Consider the following 16,336-nt stretch of genomic DNA (forward strand, 5'->3'; position numbering starts at 1 on the left):
ATAGCGATGGCTCCGGTTCCCTTGATCATCAGGGCTCTGTGCCTGATCGGAATGCTTGCTCCAACGGCCGCGTGTATGGCCGCGCCGCGCGGGCCGGTCACCGCCCGGCGGATTCAGCCCAAGGTCTACTCCAGCGGCATGGAGTGCGATCGCAAGCGCGTCGCCGGTCACTCAACGAAGGGCTGCGTACGAACGACGCGGTACGCGCCCGCGCGGTACTGGCTGACCATCGGCCGGGCCGGGAAGGTGGAGGTCAAGTCCTGGCAGTACAAGAGCTGCCAGGTGGGCGAGCGGTACCCGGAGTGTGCCCGGGACTGACCTCTGGACTCGGTCCGGGCTTGCTCGGCGTGGCAGGATGCCAGTGACCTCGGTACGGAGAGCGGGCGGATGAACGACCAGGCGGCGGGGCTGCTGTTCGATGTGGTCGCGCGCCTGCAAAAGAGCATCCTGGCCCGCGACTGCCCGGCCATCGTCGCCCTGCGGGGTGAGCGCATCCTGTACCTCAGTGATTACGACTACCTGCGGGACGAGGCGACCGCGGCGGCGTTCGAGATGCGGGCCGCCGCCAAAGCGGCCGAGATCAACGCGGGGTTGTGGGTGCTGGCCGTCCCGCAGGTGTGGGTGATCACTCGGGACGGCATTCTCAGCCGGGCGGTGTCCAACCACCCGTTGCGGGAGGGTGAGCAGGAGGCCATCACCTGGATGAGCTGTGATCAGGGGGACGGGGTGGACTATGGACGCGTTCCGTACACGCGCCGCCCCAACGGGGAGCCGGTGTTCGGCGAGCCTGAGATGATCACGGTGGGTGTGCAGCCCGGCGAGCACATGCCCGGCTACACCTTGCTCCGATCTCTTACCTAACCCGCGTGGCCGCAGGTCCGGTGGCGTTCCGCCGGAGGGTCGCCAAAGGCGGCCGGTTGGCTGACGTACGTCGCCGGGGTGGTCAACGCCCGGCGGCAGCGGATCTGAGGCCCGCCCCGTAGTCACATTGCCGACCACACCAGATGACCAGATCACACGGTCGTCCCGTCAAGGGGACGAGACGGCCCGCGTGCGGGTGATCCTTCCCGATCGCCCGCCCGAACTGTCCGCCCCGGCCGCGGCAGCGCTGCTGCGCATCCTGCTGGCCGCCCATGACAAGCAGACCCGGTCAAGCGATTCAAGCGATGAGGGAAAGGAGCCGAAGTGATGGACATGGCGTTTTGGGGCCGGTGCTCGACCGAGGACCGCCAAGACCCCGAGGCATCCCGCGCCTGGCAGTTGCGGCGGGCGCGGAACCTGGTGGAACCGCACGGCGGGCGGATCGTCGCGGAGTTCTTCGATGTGGACAAGTCGCGGTCGATCCCGCCGCAGCGCCGCCCGGAGGCCGCCCGGCTGCTGGCCTGCCTGGGCGACCCATCACGCGGGTTCGAGGCGGTGGTGGTCGGCGAGCCGCAGCGGGCGTTCTACGGCAACCAGTTCGGGCTGACCTTCCCGCTGTTCGAGCACTACGGAGTGCCGTTGTGGGTGCCGGAGGTGGGCGGGCCGATCGACCCGGCCAACGAGGCCCACGAACTGATCATGTCGATGTTCGGCGGGATCAGCAAAGGCGAACGCAACCGGATCAAGGTCCGGGTGCGGACCTCGATGGCCGCCCTCGCCCAGACCGAGGGCCGCTTCCTGGGCGGGCGCCCGCCGTACGGGTACCACCTGGTGGACCTGGGGCCGCACCCCAACCCGGCCAAGGCCGCCGACGGCAAGCGGCTGCGTGGCCTGGCGCCGGACCCGGCGACGGCCGAGGTGGTACGGCGGATCTTCCGCGAGTTCCGCGCGGGCAGGGGGATCTACGCGATCGCCGAAGGGCTGACCCGCGACGGGGTGCCGTGCCCGTCGGCGCATGACCGGGCCCGCAACCGGCATCGGGAGGGGGCGGCGTGGTCCAAGAGCGCGATCCGGGCGATCATCATCAACCCGCGGTACACCGGGCGGCAGGTGTGGAACAAGCAGCGCAAGGACGAGGTGCTGATCGACGTCAACGATGTCGCGATGGGGCACATGACCCGGCAGCGGTGGAACGACCGCGACGGCTGGGTGTGGTCGGCGCAGGTCACGCATGAGGCGCTGGTCACCCCGGAGGAGTTCGAGCAGGCCCAGGCCATTCTCGCCGGCCGAGGCCGGGGCCCGACCGCGCACAAGCCGCACCGCACCCGCCGGCCGTACTTGCTGCGCGGGGTGTTGTTCTGCGGGTACTGCGAGCGGCGGATGCAGGGCAACTACAACCACGGGGAGTGCTACTACCGGTGCCGCTACCCGGCCGAGTACGCCCTGGCCAACGACGTCGATCACCCCAAGACCGTGTACCTGCGCGAGACCGACGTGCTGCCCCCGCTGGACGCCTGGCTGGCCACCGCATTCGGCGAGGAAAGGATCACGCAGACGGCACATGAATTGGCCGCCTCCGGCCAGGACCGTACGGCCGGCGCCGCCGATGAGGCGCTGCGCGGGCGGATCGTCGAATGTGACCGCAAGCTGGCCGCGCACCGTGCCGCCCTGGAGGCCGGGGCCGACCCCGCGCTGGTCACAGGGTGGATCACCGAGGTACAGACCCAGCGGGCGGCGGTTCAGGCGCAGCTCAGGAAGGTCGGTGCAAGGCGGCGGATGACTGCGGAACAGATTCACGCGGTGATGGCGGCCATCGGTGACCTGGTGCAGGTCCTGCAGAAGGCCGACCCGGCCGACAAGGCGGAGTTGTACGCGCAGATCGGACTGCGGTTGACCTACCGCCCGCAGAAGCGGCTCGTGGAGGCTGAGGTAACGCCAAACCCCCATGTGTGCAAAAGGTTTGTGTCCGAGGGGGGACTTGAACCCCCATGCCCGTTACCGGGCACTAGCACCTCAAGCTAGCGCGTCTGCCTATTCCGCCACCCGGACAAGGGTGCCTGGTGGGGGCGTCCCCACTGCGGCGGAATCAGGTTAGCAAACTCTGAGGGCTGCGTCATACCGCTGATGGGCGGTGGGTGGGCGGGGGGTGTGTCGGGGGTGGGGGGTGGGCGGGCAGGATTGGGGGCGCAGGGATGTGTCGGAGGTGGAGGAGGCGGGATGTCGGGACTCGTGGGTGAGGATGAGGTCGTCGAGCTGTGCCGGGATCTGATTCGGATCGATTCGACGAACGCGGGGGACAACGCCGGGCCTGGGGAGAGGGCGGCGGCAGAGTACGTGGCGGAGAAGCTCTCGGAAGTGGGGGTGGAGTCGCGGATTCTGGAGAGTGACGCGCGGCGGGCCAGTGTGGTGGCGCGGATCGAGGGGACCGATCCGGGGCGGGACGCTCTGTTGCTGCACGGGCATCTGGACGTCGTGCCGTTCAATGCCGAGGACTGGACGCATCATCCGATGAGCGGGGAGATCGCCGACGGGTGCGTCTGGGGTCGTGGGGCCGTGGACATGAAGGACATGGACGCGATGATCCTGGCGGTCGTGCGGCGGCGGTTGCGGGAGGGGCGCAGGCCGCCGCGGGATGTGGTGCTGGCGTTCACGGCCGATGAGGAGGCCGGTGGGCGGTACGGCGCGCAGTGGCTGGCGCAGGAGCACGCGGAGGTGTTCGAGGGCTGTACCGAGGCGATCGGCGAGGTCGGCGGGTTCAGTGTCAGCATCGGGCAGGACAAGCGGCTGTACCTGATCGAGGCCGCGGAGAAGGGCATCGCCTGGATGCGGCTGACCGCGCGCGGGCGGGCCGGGCACGGTTCGATGCTCAACGCGGAGAACGCGGTGACGGAGCTGGCCGAGGCGATGGCCAGGCTCGGGAGGTACGAGTGGCCGGTACGACTGACGCCCACCGTACGCGCGTTCCTCGAGGAGACGTCGGCCGCGCTGGAGATCGAGTTCGATCCGGAGCGTCCCGAGGCCACGGTCGCCAAGCTCGGTCCGCTGGCCCGGATGATCGGGGCGGTGCTGCGCAACACCAGCAACCCCACGATGCTGGAGAGCGGCTACAAGGCGAACGTGATCCCGCAGACCGCCACCGGGCACGTGGACGGGCGGTTCCTGCCGGGATATGAGGAGGAGTTCTTCGCGACCGTTGACGAACTGCTCGGGCCCAACGTGACCAGGGAGTTCGTGTACCACGACATCGCGGTGGAGACCGGCTTCGACGGGCCGCTGGTGCGGGCGATGGCCGAGGCGCTGGAGGCGGAGGACCCCGGGGCGAGGGCCGTGCCGTACACGCTGTCAGGCGGGACCGACCTGAAGGCGTTCAGCCGGCTGGGCATCCGCGGGTTCGGGTTCGCGCCGCTGAAGTTGCCCGCGGACCTGGACTTCTCTGGGATGTTCCATGGGGTGGACGAGCGGGTGCCGGTGGATTCGCTGAGGTTCGGGGTGCGGGTGCTTGACCGCTTCCTGGATTACTCGTGAGCGTTTTCCCGGAAAGCCGTTGCGCTGACATGGCGTAGTGATAATGTAACTCTCCGTTGAGGGGGTTTGGGTCGCTCGCCTTCGGGCGGCTCGACCAAGAGGGGAGGTCACGTGACACGCTCGCCTGTCGTGCGGGAAGAGATGGCATTGCCGTTGCGCAGCGGTCGTGCGCTCGTGGCCTCCTCTGTTGAGGGTGTCGCATCCCCGGTCGTCCCCTTGGGGCGGCCGGGGGGTGCCTCCGCCGTCGTCTCGTCAGCCATGCCCATATTCGCTCTGATCGCGAGGGTCGCGGCGGGGCTCGGGCTGTTGGCCGCAGGGTGGCTGCTGGCCGTTCTGTTCGGCCTGCTCGGGGCCGCGCCCGCCGCTGCGGACAGCATCGTGTCCGACGGTGGCGGAGTGGACAGCTCGCATGCGTTCGGCGACATGGCGGGGTTCAACGCCGAGGCGATGGCAGGGCGTGGCGTTGACGGGCTGACCAGCCAGTCGGAGCCGGCCCTCCCCACACCCATCACCACCGACCACAACTCTGGCGCGGACGGATTCGTGCCCCAGGGCGGCGGTGGACCCGGCCAGTTCGTGCCGGGCATGGGGGATCTCGCGCGGTCGGGTTTCGACCCGCAGCTTGCGATGCTGCGCGCACCTGCGGCGGGAGTACTTCCTCCGGTCGTCCGCACAGCGGCGGACGAACCTTCTTTCTCTCCTGACTAGCTCGCCAGTCCCGCGCGGTTCGGCGCGATGGCCCGCCGCCATCGGGTGAGCCGCCTCGTGTTCGGGCGACGCGTCGTCTTCTTCACTTTCTTCACTCCTCGCGACGACTGAGGCCCCCGCTGTGCGGGAGCGCCACGGTTCTCACCTTGCCACGGTGTCCTGCCGTGTCACGCCCGTTCCGTCCCGTTCTGTCGGTTCTTGCCGGCAGGTGATGAACGGATGCGGGCCCGGTACTGGAGCGATCCCGCGTGGCCTCGTCCGCCATGTCGCGAGATGTCAGGTAATCCCCCTAGAACCACATAGGAGCATTGGCTATGCGTACGTGGGCCAAGGGCACGGCCCCCGCTGCACTACTCGCAGTGGCCGTGATGACCGTCGGCAGCGGTACGGCTGCCGCCGACACCGGCGGAAACGGTTCCGTCGGTGGCGGCAACCAGGTCAGCGCCCCGGTCAACCTTCCGATCGACATCAGCGGCAACGCCATCGGCGTGCTCGGCGAGTCCTCGGCGGGCTCGCGGGGCGGTGCCACCGTGGTGAACGGCGGCGACGGCGGTAACGGGGGCAATGGCGGTACTGGAGGCAACCGCACCTCGGGTGACGGCAGCGTGCTGGGCGGCAACCAGATCGACGCCCCGATCAACGCGCCGATCAACGCCTGTGGCAACTCCGTCGCCATCCTCGGCGAGGCCGACGCCAACTGCAAGGGCGGCGCGACCGTGGTGAACCGCGGCCACGGGGCCGGTGGCAACCAGACCTCCGGTAACGGCAGCGTGCTCGGTGGCAACCAGGTCGTCGCGCCCGTCAGCGCCCCGCTGGACGTCTGCGGCAATGCGTTGGCGATCTTCGGCAGCGCCACCGCCGGGTGCACCGGCGGCAGTACGGTGAAGAACGTCGGCCCGGGCGGCGGTCCCGGTGGCAACCGCACCTCCGGTAACGGCAGTGTGCTCGGTGGCAACCAGGTCGTCGCACCGATCAGCGCCCCGACCGACATCTGCGGCAACGCCGTGGCGGTGCTCGGTGGCGCCTTCGGTAGCTGCAAGGGCGGCGCGACCGTCATCAACGGTGGTTCGCACGGCCGGCACCACCATCCGCCCAAGGGGCGGCACGGCTCGGCGGGCAACGACACCAGCGGAAACGGTTCCGTCGGCAGTGGCAACCAGCTCATCGCGCCGATCGACCTGCCCATCGACGTCTGCGGCAACGCGGTCGGCGGCGACGCGTCGGCGAACTGCAAGGGCGGCGCGAAGGTCGTCAAGCGCGGGCGTGGCGCCGGCGGTAACCGTACGTCCGGGCAGGGCGGGGTGCTGTCGGGCAACCAGGCCGTCGCCCCGGTCACGGCGCCGATCGACGTCTGCGGCAACGCGGTGGCGGTGCTCGGTGAGGCGTTCGCCGGTTGCAAGGGCGGCGCGACCGTCGTGAACGGCGGGCGCGGCGCCGGTGGCAACCGTACGTCCGGGCAGGGCGGGGTGCTCGCGGGCAACCAGGCCGTCGCCCCGGTGACCGCGCCGATCAACGTCTGCGGCAACGCCGCAGCCGTACTCGGCAAGGCCGCGGCCCAGTGCAAGGGCGGCGCGCACGTCTGGCCGGGCCGCGGCGTCGGCGGGGGCGGCAACAGCACCTCCGGCGACGGCAGCGTGCTGGGCGGCAACCAGGTCGTGGCCCCGATCACCGCGCCGGCCAACGTCTGCGGCAACGCGGTCGCCGTTCTGGGCGACGCGGCCGCGGGCTGCCTGGGCGGTTCCAAGGTCGGCGGGCCGGGCGGTCACCCCGGTGACCACTACGGGCGGCACCACGTCCGGGGGCTCGCGCCGGTCGACGCGGAAGGCGCTGCCGGCGGCGGTACGACGGGCGGCGACCTGCTGTCCACGGTCCCGGCCGCTCCCGCGCTGACCAAGACGCCCGTCGTGTCGGACGTGACGGGCGGGGCCGCGCTGCCCGGTGTCCGGGACGCCACCTCGCTGACCGGCCAGACCGAGGGCCTTGGCCTGCCTCCGGCCGTCGGAGACGTGACCAAGATGAAGGGTGTTCAGCTGCCTCCGGCGGTCGGTGACGTGACCAAGGCGAAGGGCCTTGGGCTGCCTCAGGCGGGCGACGCCACCAAGGCGCTGGGCGCGCCCGAGCCCGGCGACCTGACCGGCCAGGCCACGCGTACGCTGGGGCTGCCGGACGCGGGTTCGGCGCTGTCCACGCTGCCGCAGTTGCCGGGGCTGCCGGTACTGGCGGAGACGCCGGTCACCCAGTCGCCCGCGGGGCGGCGACCCGCCGCCAGGGGCGGTAAGGGTGGTAAGTCCGGTAAGGCGGGCAAGGCCACCAAGAGGATGTCCTCCAGGCCGGTGCCCGGTGGCCGGGGCGACGGCAAGGAGCGCCCGAAGGGCGGCGCGCTGTCGGTGGCCGAGCCGGTGACCGACCTGGTGGGGTCCACCCCGGTCGGCGGCGCGGTGCGTGACACTGCCGACGGGCTGCCGGTCAAGGGCCTGCCGGTCAAGGGTCTGCGGGCCAATGGCCTGATGAGCGCCGAGCAGCCGCTCGGTGTGACCGGGATGAACTCCGGTGCCCTCGCCGCGCTGATGCTCGGCGCGATGTTCGCCGTGTCGGCGACGTTGCTCGCCGGTATCCGCCGCCTCCGCTTCGGCCGGAGGCCGTAGATCGCAGGTCGCCGTCGTCCTTGGGCGCGTCGATCGTGGTTGTCGGTCGCCTGGACGGCGGTGCGCGGTCTGCCCACGTGCCGTGTCGAACGGCAGGGTAGTCGGCGGCGACGAGGAGAAGGCACCGGTCGCTCCGCTCCGTGATCTGGGGCACGGCCGGAGCAGATGAGAAAGCTTTGCCCGTTCCGGGGGCGTGGCCCGGGACGGGCAAAGCCGTATCCGGGGAAATGCGTAGGACGGGGGAGAGGGGAGAAGCCCCGGCTCGCCGACCGTGCTTGAGGGCATGGGCGAGGGCCCGGAAAGACTTTGAACCCGGCAGGGGGTGGGGGGGACAGAGACCTTGTGCGGGGGGCGAGGAGGCAGGTCGCGAGGGGGGATGCATGCGCGCTTGGGAGGGGATCCGCGGGAAGGTTCCGTTGGTGGCGGGTGTGCCGGGCAGGGGGAGCACGCGTGGTGAGGTGGGGTGTCGGGCAAGGGGCGGGGGGATCTGTGGGCTGGGCTGGGTGGAGGTGAGGGTAGTGGGACCGGGCTGGTGGGAGGGGGCGGTGAGGTGGGGGTGTGGGCATGCCTGAAGGTAGTGGTGTGTTATCCCGGGAGGCGGGATAAGTAAGTCCAAGAGGTCACATCGTGCGCGTGACCCGTATGATCCTTCGGCGTAGCCGTACATGCCGGGAACCGTCGGGATACAGCCGCAGGCGGTCGAGTTCCCAGTCTCCGTGCTCGGCGTGTTCGGTGAGAAGCTGCCGGGCGGCCTCTCGGGTGGTGTCGCGCGGTATGTACATATCGAAGTATGAGTAGTCGGGCACAGCCATTAGTCTCCGAGGGTGGGCTAGACGACGAGGGCGCTCTCTGACCCTTATTCTGCGTCCTGGTGGGTGGACCTGGAAGGGAACGGGGGTAGCCCGGTAGCCCGTGGGGATGGGAAACCTGTGCGACGGGTTACCTTCGGGGGGAACCTAGAGAACAGCGAGGTAGGAAGCAGCGTGCCAGCGAACAACGGCAACTCCGCCGGGACCCGCCTGGTGATCGTCGAGTCGCCCGCGAAGGCGAAGACCATCGCCGGGTACCTGGGGCGCGGCTACGTCGTGGAGTCGAGCATCGGACACATCCGGGACCTGCCCGAGAAGGCGGACGACATCCCGGAGAGGTACAAAGGCGAGACGTGGGCGCGGCTCGGCGTCAACGTGGAGCATGAGTTCGAGCCGCTCTACGTCGTCAACCCCGACAAGAAGTCGCAGGTCTCGAAGCTCAAGCAACTCCTCAAGGACGCCGACGAGCTGTACCTCGCGACCGACGAGGACCGCGAGGGCGAGGCCATCGCCTGGCACCTGCGCGAGGTGCTGAAGCCCAAGGTGCCGGTGCACCGGATGGTGTTCCACGAGATCACCCCGCAGGCGATCCGCGAGGCGGTGTCCAACCCGCGCGACCTCAACCTGCGGCTGGTGGACGCCCAGGAGACCCGGCGCATCCTCGACCGCCTGTACGGCTACGAGGTCAGCCCGGTGCTGTGGCGCAAGGTCAAGCCGCGGCTGTCGGCCGGGCGGGTTCAGTCGGTCGCGACGCGGCTGGTGGTGGAGCGCGAGCGGGACCGGATGGCGTTCACCGTCGCCCACTACTGGGACCTTTCGGCGCTGTTCGACACCGGCAAGAAGGACGAGGACCCGCGTGCCTTCACCGCGGCGCTGACCTCGGTGGACGGCCGGCGGGTCGCGCAGGGCCGCGACTTCGCGCCGACCGGCAGGCTGAAGAGCACCGATGTGCTGCACCTGGACGAGCGGGCGGCGGGCGAGCTGGCGAGCCGGCTGCGCGAGTCGGCGTTCGCGGTGTCGTCGGTCGAACGCAAGCCGTACACCCGCAAGCCGTACGCGCCGTTCCGTACCACGACGCTCCAGCAGGAGGCCAGTCGCAAGTTAGGGTTCTCCGCCAAGTACACGATGCAGGTCGCGCAGCGTCTGTACGAGAACGGCTACATCACCTACATGCGTACCGACAGCATCACGCTGTCGGAGACCGCCGTGGCCGCGGCCAGGTCGCAGGCGATCAAGCTGTACGGCAAGGCGTACGTACCGGACAAGCCCCGCTCCTACGCCAGCAAGGTGAAGAACGCCCAGGAGGCGCACGAGGCGATCCGCCCGGCCGGGGAGGAGTTCCGCACGCCCGGCGAGACCGGGCTGAACGGTGACATGTTCCGGCTGTACGAGCTGATCTGGCAGCGTACGGTCGCCTCGCAGATGAAGGACGCCACCGGCGAGTCGGTGTCGGTCAAGGTCACCGGCGAGTCCAGCACCGGGGAGCGGGTCGAGTTCAGCGCGACCGGGCGGACGATCACCTTCCACGGGTTCCTGCGGGCGTACGTCGAGGGCGCGGACGACCCGTCCACCGACCGCGACGACTCCGAGAAGCGGCTGCCCAACCTCGCCGAGGGCGACCGGCTGACGGTGAGCGAGCTGAACGTGCTGGCCCACGCGACCAAGCCGCCCGCCAGGTACACCGAGGCGTCGCTGATCAAGGAGCTGGAGGACCGGGAGATCGGCCGCCCGTCCACCTACTCCTCGATCATCGGGACGATCCTCGACCGCGGCTACGTCTTCAAGAAGGGCACCGCGCTGGTGCCGTCGTTCCTGGCGTTCGCCGTGGTCAACCTGCTGGAGCAGCACTTCGGCAACCTGGTCGACTACGACTTCACCGCCGAGATGGAAAAGGTCCTCGACGACATCGCCAACGACCGCGCGGAGCGGGTGCCCGAGCTGCGCAGGTTCTACTTCGGCGAGAACGGCGACGAGGGCCTGAAGGAGATGGTCACCGACCTGGGCGAGATCGACGCGAAGGAGATCAGTTCGTTCCCGATCAAGGGTACGGACATCGTCATCAGGGTCGGGCGATACGGGCCGTACCTGGACAGGGAGGGCGCCCGGGTCAACGTACCGGAGGACCTCGCGCCCGACGAGCTGACCGCGGACAAGGCCGAGGAGCTGTTCGCGCAGCCGAGCGGTGACCGGGAGCTGGGCACGGACCCGGCGACCGGGCGGATGATCGTCGCGAAGTCGGGGCGGTTCGGGCCGTACGTCACCGAGGTGATCCCCGAGCCGGAGGAGCCGGCCGAGGGGGCGAAGAGGTCCAGGAAGAAGGACGTGGTCAAGCCGCGTACCGGTTCGCTGTTCAAGTCGATGAGCCTGAACACGGTCACGCTGGACGACGCGCTCAAGCTGCTGTCGCTGCCGCGCGTGCTCGGCGAACTGGACGGCCAGGAGGTCACCGCGCAGAACGGGCGGTACGGGCCTTACGTGAAGAAGGGCACCGATTCGCGGTCGCTGTCGGCCGAGGAAGACCTGTTCACGGTGACGCTGGAGCAGGCCAAGGAGCTGTTCGCGCAGCCCAAGCAGCGGGGGAGGGGGCGGGCCGCCGCCGCGCCGCCGCTGCGCGAGCTGGGCGATGACCCCAACTCCAAGAAGCCGGTGGTGGTGAAGGAGGGGCGGTTCGGGCCGTACGTCACGGACGGCGAGACCAACGCCTCGCTGCGCAAGGGCGACGAGGTGGAGAGCATCACCATCGAGCGCGCCGCCGAACTCCTCGCCGAGCGCCGCGCCCGTGGCCCGGCCCCCAAGCGCACCCGTGCCAAGGCGGGCGCCTCCAAGAGCTGAGGCCCTGGGGAGCGTTCGCCGTACGGCCGGTGGGTTGTCGCCTGGTGTACGGCGGGCGCTCCGCCGCGCGTAAACGACGCCGCCGATCCTTGGGCTACCTGCGAATGAGCACCGGCGGGTCCGTCTGAGAAATCTCTCAGGCGGACCCGCGCGCATGATCGATCGTGCTCATAGCATGCAGGGCAGTTCACCTACCGGCATCACAGATCCCCCCGCCGGCCCGCCGGTGCCGGTCGATGACAGATGTGGGAGTGGCCGTGGGGTTCGTCGTGACGGGCACGGTCGTGGCGGCCGTGGTCCACTCCTATCTGTGGTGGCGGCTGGTTCGCGGGACCACCCGCCCGGGCGGGCGCGCGCGCCGGGTGCTGACGTGGTGCCTGATCGTGCTGGGCGTGCTCATCCCGCTCTCGATGGGCCTCCAGCGCCTGATCGCCGGATCGTGGCTGGCCTGGCCCGGTTACATGTGGATCGCGATCATGTTCTATCTGGCCGTGTACCTGGTGCTGCTGGAGATCCCGCGGGCCGTGGCGGGGCTGCTCCTGCGCCGCGGTACCAAGGCCGTGGCCGCCGCGCCTGCGCCCGCCGTGCCCGCGACCGTGGGCGCGCCCGCCGCGCCGGTGGCACCGCCTGAGCCCCCTGCCAGGACGGACGGCATGGACCGGCGGCTCTTCCTGGGCCGTACGGCGGCGGCGGTGGCCGGTGTCGGGGCGCTGGCGACGGTCGGCTACGGGGTGCGTTCGGCGCTGGGCGACCCGGTGATCGAGCGGGTCGCGGCGACCCTGCCCAAGCTCGACTCCCGGATGGACGGCCTGCGCTTCGCTGTGGTGAGCGACATCCACATCGGCCCGCTGACCGGCCGCGCGCACACCGAACGCATCGTCCGCATGATCAACGAGGTGGAGGCCGACGTCGTCGCGATCGTCGGCGACATGGTGGACGGCACGGTCGCCGAACTCGGTTCGCAGGCCCGCCCGCTCCGCTCCCTCGAATCCCGCTATGGGGCATATTTCGTGACCGGCAATCACGAGTACTACACGCCGAACGGCGCCGCCGAGTGGGTCGAAGAGCTGCGCGGTCTCGGCGTACGCCCGCTGCAGAACGAGCGCGTGGAGATCGCGCACGGCGGCGCCGTACTCGACCTGGCCGGGGTCAACGACCTCGGCGGCGCGGCGCAGGGCCAGGGCCCCGACTTCGCCGCCGCGCTCGGCGGCCGGGACACCACGCGCCCCGCCGTACTGCTCGCGCACCAGCCGCGCCAGCTCGCCGAGGCCACCAGGCACGGCATCGACCTGCAACTGTCCGGGCACACCCACGGCGGCCAGATGGTGCCGTTCAACCTGGTCGTGCCGCTGCAACAGCCGGTGGTCAGGGGGCTGGCCACGGTGGACGGCACGCCGATCTACGTCACGCGCGGCGCCGGGTTCTGGGGGCCGCCGGTACGCGTGGGCGCACCGCCGGAGATCACCGTCCTGAGCGTCCACACACCCCGATAAGTCCTGATATTTCAGCAGGGGGACCTAATCACCGACTGACGCCTGCGCCGGACACCCCCCGGGTACTACCCTCAGGCGTCGAGCGGACGGGTCATTCCGGGCGGCTCAACTGCATCCCCTGACGAGCGAGCACCTGGATACGCTGAACACTATGACCACCCCTGGCCCTGGCCCCGCCCGCGCAGTGTCGCGACGCAAGCCCCCGCACGTGCTGGCCAATGCCCGGTTCCGCCGTCTTTGGATGGCCATGTCGGTGTGCAGCCTGGGCGACTGGCTGAACATCATCGCGCTGACCGCGCTGGCCGGTGATCTCACCCAGGGTTCGGGCTACCAGACGCAGAGCCTGGCCATCGGCGGCGTGTTCGTCGCCAAGATGCTGCCCGCGATCCTGCTCGGCCCGCTGGCCGGGGCGGTGGCCGACCGGTTCGACCGGCGGCTCGCCATGGTGGTGGCCGACCTGCTGCGGTTCGCGCTGGTGGTGTCCATCCCGGTGGTCATGCTGGCGTCCACGCCCTCGCCGGGCACCTACCAGTGGGTGATCATCGTCACGCTGCTGGTCGAGTGCGTGAACCTGTTCTGGGTCCCGGCCAAGGACGCCACCGTGCCCAACCTTGTGCCCAAGGACCGGCTGGAGGAGGCCAACCAGCTCAACCTGCTGGTCACGTACGGCACGGCCCCGGTGGCCGCCGCGCTCTTCGCGCTGCTGGCGCTGCCCGCCGATCTGCTGCGCGGCGTCGTGCCGATCCTCGCCGACGACCCGGCCCGGCTGGCGCTGTTCATCAACGCCGCGGTCTACCTGGTCTCGGCGTTCCTGGTCTTCACGCTCCGCGACTTCCCGAAGAACCACACCGGCATCTCCGCGCCGTCCGTGCTCCGCCAGATCGGCGAGGGCTGGCGCTTCGTCGGGGCCAACCCGATCGTGCGCGGGCTGGTCATCGGCATGGCGGGCGCGTTCGCGGCGGGCGGCGCGGTGATCGGCGTGGCCAGGGTCTACGTCGTGGTGGGCCTCGGCGGCGGCGACGCGGCGTACGGCACCGTGTTCGGCGCGGTGTTCGTCGGCATGGCCTGTGGCATGTTCTTCGGGCTCCGGCTGATGCGCGAGCTGTCCAGGCGGCGGCTGTTCGGGCTGGCCATCGTGGCGGCGGGGGCGGTGCTCGCGGCCACCGCGCTGATCCACAACCTGGTGATCGTGGTGCTGCTGACCGTGCTGCTCGGCGCGTGCGCGGGCATCGCGTGGATCATCGGTTACACGCTCATCGGCCTTGAGGTGGAAGACCAGCTGCGCGGACGCACGTTCGCGTTCCTGCAGTCGCTGGCCCGCGTCGTGCTGCTGCTCGTGGTGGCCGTCGCGCCCACCCTGGCCGGACTGTTCGGCGAGCGCGACATCAAGCTCGGCCCCAACGTCGACTACTCCTTCGACGGCTCCAACCTGGTGCTGCTGATCGGCGCGGTGCTCGCCGGGGTCGTCGGCGCCGTGGCGCTGCGTCAGATGGACGACCGCAAGGGCGTCTCCATCGCGAGCGACCTGCTGGCCGCGCTGCGCGGGCACCGGTACGCGCCGGAGGAGCCCGAACGCCCGCGCGGCATCTTCATCGCGTTCGAGGGCGGCGAGGGCTCCGGCAAGACCACCCAGTCCAGGCTGCTCGCGATCTGGCTGCGCGACCAGGGGTTCGACGTGGTGCAGACCCGCGAGCCGGGGTCCACCAAGGTCGGCATGCGGCTGCGCGCGATCCTGCTGGACGCCGCCCACCAGGGCCTTTCCGCGCGTTCCGAGGCGCTGCTGTACGCCGCGGACCGCGCCGAGCACGTCGAGAAGGTGATCATGCCCGCGCTGACCCGCGGCGCGGTGGTGGTGACCGACCGGTACGTCGACTCCTCGCTGGCGTACCAGGGCGCGGGCCGCGCGCTCGACCGGGACGAGGTGGTCAGGCTGAACGGCTGGGCCACCGGCAGTCTGGTCCCCGACCTGACCGTGCTGATCGACGTGCCGCCGTCGATCGGGCTGACCAGGTTCGCCTCGCCGGCCGACCGGATCGAGTCCGAGCCGCTGGAGTTCCATGAGCGGGTGCGGCGGGAGTTCCGGGCGCTGGCGGCGGCCGAGCCCGACCGGTACGTCGTGATCGACGGCACGCTGACGCAGGGGGAGGTCAGCCGGTTGATCCAGGACCGGGTACGCGAGATCCTGCCCGACCCCGTTCCCCACGACTCGGAAGACTCCACCGGCACGATGCCCGCCATCCGCGACTAACCTTTGTTGTCGTGAGCGTCTTCGACGATCTGGTGGGCCAGGAGCGGGCCGCCGCCGTGCTGGCGCGGGCCGCGTCCGCCGCCGCCGAGGCCGTCGCGGGCGGGCGCGGCGCGGGGATGACGCACGCCTGGCTGTTCACCGGCCCGCCCGGCTCGGGCAGGTCCACCGCGGCCAGGGCGTTCGCCGCCGCGCTGATGTGCCCCGACCGCGGCTGCGGCCACTGCGACCTGTGCCACCAGGTGGCCATCGGCTCGCATCCCGACCTGGAGTCCGTCCGCCCGCAGGGCCTGTCCTACAGCGTCAAGCAGACCCGCGAGCTGATCCTGCGCGCCGCCGGGGCCCCGACGCTCGGCCGGTGGCGGGTCGTGCTGTTCGAGGACGCCGACCGCACCACGGAGGCGGCGGCCAACGCGCTGCTCAAGGCCATCGAGGAGCCGCCGCCGCGTACGGTGTGGCTGCTCTGCTCGCCCGCGCCCGACGACATGGTCACCACCATCCGCTCCCGGTGCCGGCTGGTCACGCTGGTCACGCCGTCGGCCGCGGCCGTGGCCAACGTGCTCGCCACCCGCGACTCGGTGCCGCCCGCGCTGGCCGACTTCGCCGCGCGGGCCGCCCAGGGCGACATCGAGCGGGCCCGCAGGCTGGCGCTGGACGAGGAGGCCAGGCGGCGGCGCGAGGCGGTGCTGTCGATCCCGGTGTCGCTGTCGGGCGTGGGGGAGTGCATCTCGGCGGCCGAGCGGCTGGTCAAGACCGCCGAGGAGGAGGCCGCGGCGGCGACGGCCGAGCTGAACGAGTCGGAGACCGCGGAGCTGCGCAAGGCGTACGGCGAGGGTTCGTCCGGCAAGGGGCTCAACAAGGGGCTGGTACGCGGCGGCGCGGGGGCGCTGAAGGAGCTGGAAGATCGGCAGAAGTCCCGCGCGACCCGGATCAAGCGCGACACTCTGGACGTCGCGCTGCTGGAGCTGGTGGCGTTCTACCGCGACGTGCTGGCCGTGCAGTTCGGGGCCGGGGTGGTGCTCGCGAACGAAGACCGCCGCGCCGACATCGACGACCTGGCCCGTACCACGACGGCGGAGCGCTCCCTGCGCCGGATCGACGCGATCATGCAGTGCCGCGAACGGCTGGCCGCCAACGTCAACCCGCAGATCGCGGTCGAGGCCATGACGCTCGACCTGCGCCCGTAGGAGGGGCCCACAGAGGCCCATAGCGGCGCCC

The 16,336-nt window shown here is 70.7% G+C and carries 11 protein-coding genes, 1 tRNA gene and 1 pseudogene; 11 read left to right on the plus strand and 2 right to left on the minus strand.

Annotated elements, in window-relative coordinates:
* The first annotated feature begins 75 nt into the window (after positions 1-75).
* The 4 genes and pseudogenes from DP939_RS00200 to DP939_RS49195 all read left to right on the plus strand — a co-directional run.
* The gene (locus DP939_RS00200) at positions 76-318 is read left to right on the plus strand and encodes a hypothetical protein (RefSeq protein WP_113977410.1); all 243 of its coding nucleotides are present in this window, start codon (positions 76-78) and stop codon (positions 316-318) included.
* Between the two features lie 69 nt (positions 319-387).
* On the plus strand, positions 388-861 hold the full coding sequence (locus DP939_RS00205; RefSeq protein WP_113977411.1) for a hypothetical protein: 474 nt from the start codon (positions 388-390) through the stop codon (positions 859-861).
* Between the two features lie 190 nt (positions 862-1,051).
* Positions 1,052-1,189 carry a hypothetical protein gene (locus DP939_RS45905; protein WP_158578411.1) on the plus strand — a complete coding sequence of 46 codons (138 nt, stop codon included), beginning with the start codon at positions 1,052-1,054 and terminating at the stop codon, positions 1,187-1,189.
* Between the two features lie 5 nt (positions 1,190-1,194).
* Positions 1,195-2,256, plus strand: a pseudogene (locus DP939_RS49195) (recombinase family protein); the annotation flags it as partial.
* Between the two features lie 568 nt (positions 2,257-2,824).
* Here DP939_RS49195 and DP939_RS00215 read toward each other — a convergent pair.
* Positions 2,825-2,910 (minus strand) — tRNA-Leu (locus DP939_RS00215).
* A 168-nt stretch (positions 2,911-3,078) separates the two neighbouring features.
* Between DP939_RS00215 and DP939_RS00220 the strand changes: the two genes are divergently transcribed.
* The 3 genes from DP939_RS00220 to DP939_RS00230 all read left to right on the plus strand — a co-directional run bounded on the left by DP939_RS00220 (position 3,079) and on the right by DP939_RS00230 (position 7,739).
* Positions 3,079-4,386: a M20/M25/M40 family metallo-hydrolase gene (locus tag DP939_RS00220; protein ID WP_113977413.1), complete on the plus strand. Its 1,308-nt coding sequence runs from the start codon at positions 3,079-3,081 to the stop codon at positions 4,384-4,386.
* A gap of 258 nt (positions 4,387-4,644) precedes the next feature.
* Positions 4,645-5,094 (plus strand): hypothetical protein, encoded by a 450-nt coding sequence (locus DP939_RS00225; protein ID WP_113979427.1) that lies wholly within the window; start codon positions 4,645-4,647, stop codon positions 5,092-5,094.
* 314 nt (positions 5,095-5,408) lie between these two features.
* A complete protein-coding gene (locus DP939_RS00230; protein WP_113977415.1) occupies positions 5,409-7,739 on the plus strand; it encodes a chaplin family protein in 2,331 nt (776 codons plus the stop codon).
* Between the two features lie 620 nt (positions 7,740-8,359).
* On the opposite strand, the gene DP939_RS00235 is transcribed toward DP939_RS00230, so the two are convergent.
* Positions 8,360-8,545: a DUF5703 family protein gene (locus DP939_RS00235; RefSeq protein ID WP_113977417.1), complete on the minus strand. Its 186-nt coding sequence runs from the start codon at positions 8,543-8,545 to the stop codon at positions 8,360-8,362.
* A gap of 177 nt (positions 8,546-8,722) precedes the next feature.
* On the opposite strand from DP939_RS00235, the gene topA reads away from it, so the two are divergent.
* The 4 genes from topA (at position 8,723) to DP939_RS00255 (ending at position 16,305) form a co-directional block, all read left to right on the plus strand.
* Positions 8,723-11,380: a type I DNA topoisomerase gene (gene topA / locus DP939_RS00240; RefSeq protein WP_113977418.1), complete on the plus strand. Its 2,658-nt coding sequence runs from the start codon at positions 8,723-8,725 to the stop codon at positions 11,378-11,380.
* 236 nt (positions 11,381-11,616) lie between these two features.
* On the plus strand, positions 11,617-12,873 hold the full coding sequence (locus tag DP939_RS00245) for a metallophosphoesterase (RefSeq protein ID WP_199564879.1): 1,257 nt from the start codon (positions 11,617-11,619) through the stop codon (positions 12,871-12,873).
* A 151-nt stretch (positions 12,874-13,024) separates the two neighbouring features.
* The gene (gene tmk, locus DP939_RS00250; RefSeq protein WP_113977421.1) at positions 13,025-15,121 is read left to right on the plus strand and encodes a dTMP kinase; all 2,097 of its coding nucleotides are present in this window, start codon (positions 13,025-13,027) and stop codon (positions 15,119-15,121) included.
* An 11-nt stretch (positions 15,122-15,132) separates the two neighbouring features.
* Positions 15,133-16,305, plus strand: a complete 1,173-nt coding sequence (locus DP939_RS00255; protein WP_113977423.1) for a DNA polymerase III subunit delta' — start codon at positions 15,133-15,135, stop codon at positions 16,303-16,305.
* Positions 16,306-16,336: the final 31 nt, after the last annotated feature.

Source organism: Spongiactinospora rosea (genome assembly GCF_003315795.1).
In the GTDB taxonomy this organism is placed as follows: Bacteria; Actinomycetota; Actinomycetes; order Streptosporangiales; family Streptosporangiaceae; genus Spongiactinospora; species Spongiactinospora rosea.